A 13,015-nucleotide genomic window follows, 5' to 3' on the forward strand; every position below is an offset into this window, starting at 1 on the left:
CCGACACAAAAATATTTTCACTAGTTACTAAATTTAATAGCGGAAAACAAATGGTGACTCGTCATACACAATGAGGTCCAAATGTTTTATAATTCGATGACTAATGTATGACTAATGAAAATATGTTTCATAAATTATTTCTCTCTTCAAAAGAAGGGCTGAATCGCTTAGTGGCACGAATTGTGCCGCCTAGCGATATAGAAGATATTGTACAAGAAACTTACGTACGTTTGTGTGGCGTAAAGGACGTAAAGGGAATATCTTCACCTAAATCTTTTATGTATAAGACAGCTAAAAATTTAGCACTTGATTACGCTAAACAAGCGAGAGTTAAGTTAGTTGACGATGTTGATGACTGGAATGCTTTTGAAAGTCTTTTAACAGATACTACTCATGATGAAGAATTTCAAAAATACACTTCAAACAAAGATTTTGAAGAGCTGTGTGAAGCAATTAGAATGCTTCCAGTGCAATGTAGAAAAGTATTCGTGCTTAAAAAAGTATATGGCCACAGCCAAAAAGAAATTGCATCTAGTCTCGGGTTAAGTGAAAGCACAGTAGAAAAACATGTTTCTGCTGGCACAAAACGATGTTATCAATTTATTAAAAACCAAAGAAGCCTAGAAGAGAAAAGCTTTGTTAAAACTAAACAAGGAGACGCAAAATGAACAATAATGTTGTAAATTTTATCAATGCGTCACAGATGTCTAACGACGCGTTAGATGTAGCCTGCGATTGGATTGCGAAAATCGATCGAGGTTTAACTTCAGAAGAAACCCAAACATTCCAGTCATGGCTTTATGAAAAACCATCCAATATGGAAACCATGTTGGATGTTGCGAAATTTTCAGAAAAATTAGAAGAGCTAAATAGACTTGCAGAAATAGTTCCTGAAGACTTGGTTAAGAAAGAAAAACCTTACAATTGGCATAGTGCTATTGCAGCATCAGTGCTGGTCATGTTTAGTTTACTTTTCTTTTTTCCTACCGAAGAAATACCTGTAACACCGAAATACGCAGCTATTGAGAAGATGTACTCAACTCAAATTGGTGAAAAAAATACGATTCACTTACCTGACGACAGTATACTGATTTTGAATACTGATAGTCTGGTAAACATTGCTTATACAGATACTGCGAGAATTATTGAGTTGCAAAAAGGTGAGATGCATATTGAAGTTGCACATGATTTAAATAGACCACTGAGTGTCGTTGCAGGAGAGAAGGTGATTCAAGCCGTAGGTACTGCATTTAACGTTGAATACAGTACCCATGAAGTAGAGCTGTTAGTTACTGATGGTAAAGTACTCGTTGCAGATATAGACGAAAGGAGTCTAAAGAATATTCAGAAGCTATCTCATGTTTCATTGTCAGTCTCAGAGGGGCAAAAGGTATCTCTAGATACATCACCTGTTGACTATCGGCTCACTATAGAAACAGTTAATAGAAATGAGATGACCAAAGCTCTTTCTTGGCAACAAGGTAAACTGGTGTTTACAGGTGATACGCTTGAAGAAGCCATTAAGGAAATCGCTCGATATACGGAGTTAGAAATAGAGTTAGCTCATGATGAGAAGTTACGGAACATGCAAATCGCAGGAAGATTTAAGACTGGTGATGTTCGCGGGCTACTAGCAATATTAGAAAAGACATTTAATATTGAACATAAGCAGCTTTCAACAAATAAGATAAGATTGAGTTTTAAATCAAGCTAAATATAAAAGGCGATTACGTTAAGTGATGACCCTGTAACACATTTTGTGTAACTGCCAGTTTTAAATAACATCTTTTAATCGGTCTTCGAATTCGATCATAAATCGATTTAAGGCCGATTTCCAATTTCTTATCGGCATCGTCCATTTTTTAGATGCCTGCTCAATAGCTAAGTAAACCACCTTTTTCGCCGAATCGTCATGTGGGAACAGCTTACGTTTCTTAATGGCTTTACGTATAACTGAGTTCAGCGATTCAATAGCGTTGGTGGTGTAAATAGCTTTTCTGATATCTTCAGGGTAATTGAAGATGGTACTAACGTTTTGCCAGTTATTTCGCCATGAGCGAGAGATATTGGGATATTTACTGTCCCAGCGTTGCTCAAACTGCTCTAAGGCCATTAAGGCTTCATCTTCAGTTACCGATTGGTATATGCGCTTTAAATCAGCCGTGATGGCTTTGTAGTCTTTCCACGGCACAAACTTCAATGAATTACGCACCATATGAACAATACAAAGCTGAATTTGTGTGTCAGGATAAACGGTATTAATTGCATCAGGGAAACCTTTAAGGCCATCGACACAGGCGATAAGGATATCTTTGACGCCACGGTTTTGAAGCTCCGTTAATACGTTAAGCCAGAACTTCGCGCCTTCGTTTTCTGATATCCACATACCTAGAAGTTCTTTATGGCCTTCGATATTCACGCCTAAGGCTAAGTAAATGGCTTTGTTGATGACTTGCTTATCTTGGCGTATTTTTACAACCAAGCAGTCGAGATAGACGATTGGGTAAACAGCATCAAGCGGCCTGGCTTGCCACTCGACGACTTGAGCGATAACCGCATCAGTCACACGAGAAATCAGTGTTGGTGAAACATCTGCATCGTACATTTCCTTGAATGTGGACACGATTTCACGAGTCGTCATGCCTTTGGAATACAGATATAAAATCTTGTCATCCATTGACGTAAAGCGGGTTTGATTCTTTTTAACCAGTTGAGGCTCAAAACTAGAATCTCTATCACGAGGTGTATCTAAATCAATCTCGCCATCTTCTGTTCGTATAGTTTTGGGCGAATAGCCATTGCGTGAATTATCGTTGATGGATTGCTCATGACGAACATAACCAAGGTGTTCATCCAGCTCCGCATTAAGCGCAGCTTCAACCGTTACCTTGGTAAGCATTTTACGAAAGTTCGTTAAATCTGCTTCCGTTTTGATGGATTTAGCCGCTTGCTTGGCAAAGACTTCAAGTTCTTTCTTGTTCATAACTACCTATCCTAAACCCTATATGGGTATTAATAATAGGCAGTTACACAGATTTAGTTACAGAGTCTAAGTGATTGCCTTTCATTTCCAATTTCTCAAAGATTGTCGTTCAAATATAACTTGCTTAGGCATAATTAAGTATCTCCATAAAAACACTATATATTTCCTTCTTTACAGCATAATTTTGCTCTTGTTGAACGTATTAACGAAGGCTCTCTATACTTTCATTTGAGCTATTTTCAATCGGGCATGTTGATTTACACTCCGCTTAGATATTAAATTCTTAGATTCGCATAATAAGTGCAATTTCTCAGGTTAGGTGGCCAGCTGTTATAGTTCGGCTACTTTCTCGCCAAAGGAAATAGCCTTATGAACTACAAACAGCTGACACAAGCTGAACGATACCAGATTTACGCTTTGTTAAAAGCAAAACATAGTCAAAAAGAGATAGCTGAAATTTTAGAGCGCAGTCCGTCATCCATTTCACGCGAGATACGACGCAATAAAGGATTGAGGGGCTATCGACCAAAACAAGCTCACCAATTGGCTAAACAAAGACGTCAATCGGCTACTAAGTCAGTCAAAATCACAGAGCAGGTCCAAGGTTGGATTAAGTGGTTGCTTGAGCAAGACTTTAGCCCAGAGCAAATTACTGGACGGATTAAATTAGAAGAAAAGCTTTCCCTGCACCATGAGAGTATTTACCGCTATATTTATCAGGATAAAGCCCAAGGTGGTCAACTGTATAAATCTCTCACCAGAGCAGGTAAAAAATACCAAAAACGCTATGGCCGCTATAGTAAGCGTGGCCAACTTGTGAACCGTGTCGGTATTGATGAACGCCCAGCGGTAGTTGACACAAAATCTCGTCTTGGTGATTGGGAAGGTGATACTGTTATAGGAAAAGGGCGCCAACACGCCTTTGTCACACTGGTTGAGCGAAAGACACTTTATACCGTTGTTAGGCGTATTGAGAGCAAACATGCTGATATTACAGCAGACGCTATCATTGATAGTGTTATGCCACTCAAAGAAAAGGTACTGACGATTACCTTCGATAATGGTAAAGAATTTGCTCAACATGAGCGAATTGCTCAAGCGCTAGAAGCGGATGTGTACTTCGCCCACCCTTACGCTTCGTGGGAGCGAGGTATCAATGAGAATACTAACGGTTTACTGCGACGTTACTTTCCCAAAGGCACAGACTTTATGGCGCTTAGTGAAGAAGAAATTCAGGCGGCAGTTGATAAGCTCAATCACCGCCCAAGAAAGACAAGAGGTTATAAAACACCTTATGAATTATTTACCGGTCAGCCAGAGAAATTAGTGGCTGCATAAACGATTGCACTTATTAGTTGAATTCAAGAATCTATATACATAAGGTAAATTTGCTATAGGTTCAAAGTCGCATAGGTCGAATAGAGTTGATTTGAGGCGTATTGATGTAAAGGGTTAGATATGTTGTCCACAATGAATATAAAAAAAATGTCCTTAGAATGGACTGCTTTTTTAATTGTTCTGAGTAGCTTTTTTATTAGTCTCTCAAGTAATGCAAACGCTTCAAAAGAAAGCGTTACAATGGAGTTTGATATTGACGCTTCTGATGCTGAGACTGCACTTTTAGAGTTTGCTGAGCAAGCCAACCTCACACTTCTAGTGCCATTTCGGTTAGTAAATGGTATACAAACTAATTCTTTACATGGGCGATTTTCATATTTGGAAGGTATTGTAATACTTTTAAATGGAACTGGACTGAAAGCGATCCGTCTTGAGCAAGATGCTATTTCAATAGTTAAAGATGAAGATCATATTTCTTCGAACTCTTCTGTTTTACCTGTAGAAGAATTAGGGGCAGACAATCTGGCAAAAGTTGTATCCGAAGAAAAAGAAGCACCTCAAATAGAAGTATTCGAAATTACAGGCATTAGGAGTAGTTTGGCTCATGCGATGGAAAACAAAAGAAATGCAGGTTCAATTCAGGACGGTATAGCAGCAGAAGATGTTGGTAAATTTCCAGACCAGAACGTAGCAGAGTCATTACAGCGCTTGCCGGGAGTTGCGATTTCAAGACAGAATGGAGAAGGTTCAAAGCTAACTATCCGTGGCTTTGGCCCAGAATTTAACTTAGTTCAAGTTAATGGTCGAACCATAGCAACTACGGGTACAGATCGCTCACTTGATTTTCAAGTATTACCTTCAGAGTTGATTGCTGGATCTGACGTTGTTAAGGCCCCAATGGCTAGCATACAAGAAGGTAGCATCGGTGGTTATGTTAATGTTAAAACAGCACGTCCCAAAAGCAGTCCCGGTTTCAAAGCTGTTGGTTCTATTCATACAAAATATAGTGAGCTTTCAGATGACATTGGTCCAAGAGTATCAGGTATCGTTAGTAATACCTTTATGGATAACCGATTCGGTGTTTTAATAGGCTTTACTCATCAAGAAAACACTAACCGGATTGATAGCGCTGAAACTAGTCGCTGGTCTACAGTAACTGCAAGTGCAATCGAGGGAGATATTAAAGACTTAAATGGCAATGTTATTACTCCTGAACATCTATGGTACCCGGGGCGATATCGTTTTAACTTGACTGAGGAGCATCGTGAAAGATCTGGTGCTAATGTAACCATAGAGTTTGCCCAAACTGATGACATTGCTCACACCGTAGATTTCCTCTACAGTGATTTTAAACGCGAAGAGCTACGACAAGGTATGCAGATACCTTTGCACAGATCTGGATGGAGAAATGTTGTTGCGTCTAACAACTTAACTGCTATCCGTGGAGAAAAGTTTGGCAATCACCCACTTGATGGTCAATTTGGTGAAAGTGGCGAAGTGAGTGAAACAATAGTATTTGGTTACCATCTAAATGCTGTTGTAGGAAATTTTACGTTCGATTTTGATGCGTTCAAATCAAAAGCTGATGCAACCATAATTACTCACAACTATGTTCCCAATTTAATTGATGCTACTCAGGAAATAGGTAATGATGTTATCAAATATGACTTAGTAGGCGGTGGTAATCTTCTGGATTACCAGAGCAATATTGATATATCAAATACTTCAAATGTGCGTGCTCATTTTAACACTTTGTTTGATGAACGCCTTGAAGATGATGTCGCTGAACTTAAATTTGATGCACGCTATGAAACTGATGAAGGTACGTTGACTTCAATTGATACGGGTGTAGCGTACTCTAGTCGTGAAAAAACACTTGGTCATTATAGGATTCAGAGTGGATGCGGGAATAAAGACGTTATTAATCCTATTTCCACTTGTAATACATTTTTTGATTTGGATGACTCTCTTTTTAAAACTAATGATTCGCATTTTCTATCAGAAGAAAGTGGTGACTTCCCTCGCCAATTTATTTTAGTTGCAGATGTTCAGAAATACTTGGATGCAATTGGTACACTTCGACAGGAGCCGAATTGGACAGATAAATTTTTGAGTAGGCCACGCTCAACAGCAACAGAAGAAGAAAAAACATCCGCTTACGTTCAGTTCAACTTTAAAGGTGAGCTAGGCGATTACACGTGGAGCGGGAATGCGGGAGCTAGATATGTTGATGTAGAAACAGTTTCTAGTGGTTATGGACAAAACAGAATTGCTATCGAGCATGCTGTAGACAAAAATGATAATAGTATTCAAATTGACGTTCTTTACAGCGAGTTGAGCCAGATTTCTAAAAAACACAGATACGATGAAGTATTGCCAAGCGTAAATTTTAAACTAGATTTTCAGAATGGCTATAACTTGCGTTTTGCAGGTTCAAAAGTTATATCACTTCCTACTATTTCTGATATCAGTGTTAGTGCTACCTACAATGACATACGAGCGTCAAATTTCAGTACAGTTAAGGGCAATCCATTCTTGTTACCTTACGAAGCAACGCAGTTCGATTTGTCGCTAGAGTATTATTCAGAAAATGGCGATTCATATGCTTTAAACTTATTTACCAAGACTCTTGATTCATTTATTTCTACTCAAACAACCCCTGATACAACACCAAATGTATACATTGATGGAAAAGAAGTAGACGCGTCAATTGATATCCCGGAATTTGGTCCTCTTGTTGAGTTGGTTACACAGAAAAGTAATAGAGCAGGAGGAGACATAACGGGGGTTGAATTAGCGTTTTTACATAACTTTGATTATTTACCGAGTGTATTTGATGGCTTTGGTATTCAAGCTAACTTTACTTACCTTGATGCTGAGGATAAAAATGCGGAGCCTATTGGTATCGAAGGAATTAACGATCCGGGTGTGGCATTAGAAGGCTTTTCAGAAACCTCCTACAATGTTGTCGCTTTCTATGAGAAAGACCGCATTCAAGCACGTTTTGCTTACAACTGGCGGGATGATTTTCTACTAGCTAGATCTGGTACAAGAAATGGTGGATTACCAGAGCATGTTGAAGCTTATGGTCAATTGGATGCCAGCTTCTCCTACGATGTGACTGAAGATGTTACCATTCTATTTGAAGCTATTAATATTACCAATGAACGACTTTATGAATATGTTGATGTACAGGAGCGTTTAAGTCGCTTGCAATACACTGGTTCTCGTTTTGCTCTAGGAGCAAGAGTTAAACTTTAGTTCAAATTTTTCCGTTTTTAAAATTATGAACTGCTTATCCTATTTTATTAAAGACTCTGTTATAGATTGAGGAAAATTCCGCTTTATTCGTCTTAAAATCAAGTCATATTTAATCGAAAGAGCAGGACCGTGAAAACAAACAAAATAAAATGCATAAAAATAATGGAGTACTTGTTTTTCCCGCTCTCATTAATGCTTGTTGGTTGTTCATCTACAAAAGATAGTTCCATCGATATTTCAGAAAACGCACCTAAACCAAATATACTTTTTATTTATACCGACGATCAGGCTCCTTGGGCTATTGGTAGTTCTGGGAACAAACAAGCTGTTACCCCTAACATGGATGAGTTAGCTAAACTTGGAATATCTTTTCCAAATGGGTACACAACAACTCCAGTTTGCAGTCCATCAAGAGCAGGATTACTAACTTCTAAATATGGTTTTGAACTTGGCATTGATGACTGGATCAATACTCATTATAAACCTGCTGCGATGAATGGCTTAGAGCCGGAGTTAGGTTTGTCTCAAAAGGAAATAACTTGGCCGGAGTTATTGCAAGAAAATGGTTATTACACAGGATTAATTGGAAAGTGGCACTTAGGTATTCAGTCAGAGCATCACCCAACATTGCATGGATATGATGAATTTATCGGTTTTACCAAGGGGGGAACTAAAACGTCAGACCCAGTTTTGGAAATCGATAGTATAGAAAAGAAGGTTAATGGTTTAACAGCTGATATTCTAACTGATTACGCAATAGACTTCTTATCGCGCAAGAGCGATAAACCGTTCTTACTTTCTCTTCATTACAGAGCACCGCATACGCGTTGGTTGCCCGTTGCTCCTGAAGATGAAGCTCCATATAAAAATATGGATATAATCCTTCCTGATCCTGATTATCCAAATCTGAATGCTATAAAAAATAAGCGATTCATGAAGGAGTACCTTTCAAGTGTACGCAGTGTTGATAGAAACCTTGGTGTTCTGATAGAACATTTGAAATCTCTGAGCCTATACGACAACACACTCATCATTTTTACCTCTGATCACGGATACAACATGGGACATAACGGTATTTGGCATAAAGGCAATGGGCACTGGTTGTTAAATACGAAAGTTAAGAACGACAACAAAAACATTCCAACTGATCAAAAACCTAACATGTACGACAACTCAATTAAGGTTCCAACTTTAGTAGTGTGGAAAGGAAAGATTCAACCAAGCTCAGTAAATCTAACAACGTTATCAAATTTAGATTGGTTTCCCACACTAATGGATGTTGCGGGAATTGAATATGACGCGACTAATATTCGAGGAAAATCAGTGATGCCTGCTTTGTTAAACCCAAACAAGGTGATTTCTACTGACTATTATGCAGCTTACACTACGAAGCATCAGTCCATTACTGGTATGAGAATGTACAGTGACGGGAAGCATAAACTAGTAAAAGATTTCATAAATCCTAACCGAGACGAATTCTATGACTTGGTTAATGACTCAAAGGAAAGTTTCAACATCATATCATCGGATGTACAAGCACATAAAAATAAAATTAAAGAATTTAGCCAAATAATTTACGACACAATGATTAAGACAAATGATCCCTTGCAAGACTTGCTTCAGGAATAGTTTTAAACACTGCAACTCTAAAATATTTTCATCGTGACTAGATGAAAACTTAATATAAATCGTCTTTAAGAAGGATAAGAAGTTTAAAGGCGATTTATACCAATGATAAAAAACACAAAATGGTTAGCTTCACTTTCATTATTAACATTAATGGGGTGCCAACAACCAACTATCGATAATCAGAAAGAATCTAGCAATGCTCAGCTACCCAACGTCGTTATTTTCTATGTAGACGATCTGGGTTATGGTGACTTAAGCAGCTACGGCATGACTAAAACTCAGACACCTAGTGTTGATGCTTTGGCCGCTCAAGGAATTCGTTACACTGATGCTCACAGTTCTGCGGCAACTTGTACTCCGTCACGTTACTCGCTATTAACGGGGCAATATGCATTTAGAAATGAAGCTGCGATTCTTCCCGGAGATGCGCCTTTAATTATTGACCACACAAAGCCTACCTTACCCAAAATGCTTAAGCGTGCAGGCTATAAAACGGCAGTTGTTGGCAAGTGGCATCTAGGACTTGGTGATGGATTCGTTGACTGGAATAAACCAGTTAAACCGGGACCATTGGAACTCGGCTTCGATTACAGCTTCTTAATGCCTGCAACTGGTGACCGTGTGCCAACGGTATATTTAGAAAATCATGATGTCGTTGGTTTAGACTTTGATGACCCAATTGAAGTGAGTTACAAAGCGAGAATTGGTGATAGACCTGTCGGGACTGAAAATCCAGAATTATTAAAGCAAACGGCAGATCTTCAACATAGTGCGACCATTGTAAATGGTATTAGCCGTATCGGTTGGATGAAAGGTGGTAAAGCTGCTGAGTGGGTTGATGAAGACTTTCCATTTGTATTTACCAATAAGGCTATTGAGTTTATAAAAGAATCAAAAGATGATCCTTTCTTCCTGTTTTTTCCTTTTCATGACATTCACGTTCCTAGAGTTCCTCACGAGATGTTTGCGGGTAAATCCGGCATGGGTCCAAGAGGTGATGCAATTCTTCAAATGGATTGGATGACAGGAAAAATCGTAGACGAGTTAAAAAAACAAGGCGTTTATGATAACACGTTAATTATCTTCTCAAGTGATAATGGTCCTGTAATGGATGATGGTTATGCGGATTTAGCTGAGGAGTTAAAAGGCAATCACGATCCATCTGGCGGTTTCAGAGGTGGTAAGTACAGCGCTTACGAGGCAGGCACTAGAGTTCCTATGATCGTAACTTACCCCAATGGAATAAAAGAATCTGGTGATAGTGACGCAATGATTAGCCATATCGATATATATAAATCACTAGCTTCATTAACAAATACTGAGCTTGATAAAGGAGAGGCAGTTGATAGTGAAGACCTTCTTGGTGCATTTTTAAATGCTAAAGCAAATGGACGAAGCGAAATGCTTGAAGAGTCTTTTACGCTCTCTATTCGAAATGCTAATTGGAAGTACATTGAGCCATTTGACGGAACAACACCAGCTTGGTTGGCAAATAAAACGGCTATTGAGAACGGACTGATGTCTGAGCCTCAGTTGTTCAATATGAAAAGTGACCCTAAAGAGCGAGTAAATATAGCAGACAAGCACCCTGAAATAGTATCCAACTTACAAAAACGACTGGAAGAAATCAGGCAAGGTAATTAACGAATGCCGAAGTTAATCAATAGGCTTTTGCACTGCATGTTGTTGATATGCAGTGCGGTTTTTATCCCATTCGTATCAGCATCAAACTTTACCGTGGAAAAGGAACATTATGGGAAACTAGATGATGGGCGAGTAATAACAAAATATACACTAATAGGACCGCAGATAAGATTATCTGCAATTAACTATGGAGGTATTATTACTTCTATTGAAGTGCCTGATAAATACGGTCAAATGGATGACGTAGTACTTGGTTATGACCACCTACAAGACTACGAGCACAGGAATCGCTATTTTGGTGCAATTATAGGGAGGTTCGCTAATAGGTTAGAAAATGGCAAAGCCATGATAGACGGTAACGTATTCGAGATCGAAAAGAATAGAGAACCTCACCATTTACACGGTGGCTCAATTGGTTTTGATAAAGTTGTTTGGGACGCCAATCCGAAAGTTACAAATGAAAGCGCAAGCTTAATTCTAAAGTATCTAAGTAAAGATGGTGAAGCGGGGTATCCCGGAAATTTACATGTAACAATCACTTATACCGTTACCTCTAAGAACGAATTTATAGTCGAGTATCAAGCAAATACCGATCAATCAACAATCTTTAACCCTACTCAACACAGCTACTTTAATCTAAGCGGCAATCATGGCGATAAAGTAGATGACCATTTTTTAACTATTAACAGCAGTAACTATCTACCTCTAACCAAAGAATCTATTCCTTTAGGAATAGTTTCCAGCACTAAAGGCACACCTTTTGACTTTTCTGTAGCCACCAAACTAGCTAGCGTTTTTGATAACGAGCCAAAAGAGCTAGTTGATACGAACGGACTAGATCATTTCTGGGTGAGCAAAGAACAAAGAGGAGAGTTAACCAAGTTTGCTGAGTTGACTCATCCTAAATCAGGTAGGAAGTTAACTGTGTTTTCTACAGAAGTTGGAGGGCAAATATATTCAGGAAACTATTTAACCCCTTCGGTCGTCGGCAAGTACAACACGCCCTACCAACAGCGTTCTGGTATTTGTATTGAAACCGGGCAATATCCCAATAGTCCAAATAATAGTTTACCTACAGTTGTTGTTAAACCAGATGAAACCTTTTACTCAAAAACAATTCACGTTTTTTCATACATAAAGAGCTAAATTGACCCTGTAACACATTTTGTGTAACTGCCAGTTTTAAATAACATCTTTTAATCGGTCTTCGAATTCGATCATAAATCGATTTAAGGCCGATTTCCAATTTCTTATCGGCATCGTCCATTTTTTAGATGCCTGCTCAATAGCTAAGTAAACCACCTTTTTCGCCGAATCGTCATGTGGGAACAGCTTACGTTTCTTAATGGCTTTACGTATAACTGAGTTCAGCGATTCAATAGCGTTGGTGGTGTAAATAGCTTTTCTGATATCTTCAGGGTAATTGAAGATGGTACTAACGTTTTGCCAGTTATTTCGCCATGAGCGAGAGATATTGGGATATTTACTGTCCCAGCGTTGCTCAAACTGCTCTAAGGCCATTAAGGCTTCATCTTCAGTTACCGATTGGTATATGCGCTTTAAATCAGCCGTGATGGCTTTGTAGTCTTTCCACGGCACAAACTTCAATGAATTACGCACCATATGAACAATACAAAGCTGAATTTGTGTGTCAGGATAAACGGTATTAATTGCATCAGGGAAACCTTTAAGGCCATCGACACAGGCGATAAGGATATCTTTGACGCCACGGTTTTGAAGCTCCGTTAATACGTTAAGCCAGAACTTCGCGCCTTCGTTTTCTGATATCCACATACCTAGAAGTTCTTTATGGCCTTCGATATTCACGCCTAAGGCTAAGTAAATGGCTTTGTTGATGACTTGCTTATCTTGGCGTATTTTTACAACCAAGCAGTCGAGATAGACGATTGGGTAAACAGCATCAAGCGGCCTGGCTTGCCACTCGACGACTTGAGCGATAACCGCATCAGTCACACGAGAAATCAGTGTTGGTGAAACATCTGCATCGTACATTTCCTTGAATGTGGACACGATTTCACGAGTCGTCATGCCTTTGGAATACAGATATAAAATCTTGTCATCCATTGACGTAAAGCGGGTTTGATTCTTTTTAACCAGTTGAGGCTCAAAACTAGAATCTCTATCACGAGGTGTATCTGT

8 protein-coding genes and 1 pseudogene are annotated in these 13,015 nt (G+C 38.9%); 7 read left to right on the forward strand and 2 right to left on the reverse strand.

The features are described from left to right. The first annotated feature begins 107 nt into the window (after positions 1-107). Positions 108-668 carry an RNA polymerase sigma factor gene (locus tag DXX93_RS18000; RefSeq protein WP_116009318.1) on the forward strand — a complete coding sequence of 187 codons (561 nt, stop codon included), beginning with the start codon at positions 108-110 and terminating at the stop codon, positions 666-668. After that, complete coding sequence (locus DXX93_RS18005; protein ID WP_116009319.1) at positions 665-1,714, forward strand: FecR family protein; 1,050 nt, start codon at positions 665-667, stop codon at positions 1,712-1,714. The genes DXX93_RS18000 and DXX93_RS18005 overlap by 4 nt, the downstream gene beginning before the upstream one ends. Before the next feature lie 60 nt (positions 1,715-1,774). On the opposite strand, the gene DXX93_RS18010 is transcribed toward DXX93_RS18005, so the two are convergent. Then, a complete protein-coding gene (locus DXX93_RS18010; RefSeq protein WP_116007348.1) occupies positions 1,775-2,983 on the reverse strand; it encodes an IS256 family transposase in 1,209 nt (402 codons plus the stop codon). A gap of 369 nt (positions 2,984-3,352) precedes the next feature. Here DXX93_RS18010 and DXX93_RS18015 point away from each other — a divergent pair, with 369 nt between their 5' ends. The 5 genes from DXX93_RS18015 (at position 3,353) to DXX93_RS18035 (ending at position 12,001) form a co-directional block, all read left to right on the forward strand. Continuing rightward, complete coding sequence (locus tag DXX93_RS18015) at positions 3,353-4,321, forward strand: IS30 family transposase (protein WP_116006822.1); 969 nt, start codon at positions 3,353-3,355, stop codon at positions 4,319-4,321. Positions 4,322-4,453: 132 nt separating this feature from the next. Continuing rightward, the gene (locus DXX93_RS18020; RefSeq protein WP_181902262.1) at positions 4,454-7,582 is read left to right on the forward strand and encodes a TonB-dependent receptor; all 3,129 of its coding nucleotides are present in this window, start codon (positions 4,454-4,456) and stop codon (positions 7,580-7,582) included. Positions 7,583-7,711: 129 nt separating this feature from the next. Then, positions 7,712-9,211, forward strand: coding sequence for a sulfatase-like hydrolase/transferase (locus DXX93_RS18025; RefSeq protein WP_258872706.1), 1,500 nt, complete (start codon positions 7,712-7,714; stop codon positions 9,209-9,211). 150 nt (positions 9,212-9,361) lie between these two features. Beyond that, positions 9,362-10,855: a sulfatase family protein gene (locus DXX93_RS18030; RefSeq protein WP_258872775.1), complete on the forward strand. Its 1,494-nt coding sequence runs from the start codon at positions 9,362-9,364 to the stop codon at positions 10,853-10,855. Positions 10,856-10,858: 3 nt separating this feature from the next. Then, the gene (locus DXX93_RS18035) at positions 10,859-12,001 is read left to right on the forward strand and encodes an aldose epimerase family protein (protein ID WP_116009323.1); all 1,143 of its coding nucleotides are present in this window, start codon (positions 10,859-10,861) and stop codon (positions 11,999-12,001) included. Between the two features lie 36 nt (positions 12,002-12,037). On the opposite strand, the pseudogene DXX93_RS18040 reads toward DXX93_RS18035, so the two are convergent. After that, a pseudogene (locus DXX93_RS18040) lies at positions 12,038-13,009 on the reverse strand (IS256 family transposase); the annotation flags it as partial. Positions 13,010-13,015 lie beyond the last annotated feature (6 nt).

It is taken from the genome of Thalassotalea euphylliae (assembly GCF_003390335.1).
Taxonomy (GTDB): Bacteria; Pseudomonadota; Gammaproteobacteria; order Enterobacterales; family Alteromonadaceae; genus Thalassotalea_F; species Thalassotalea_F euphylliae_B.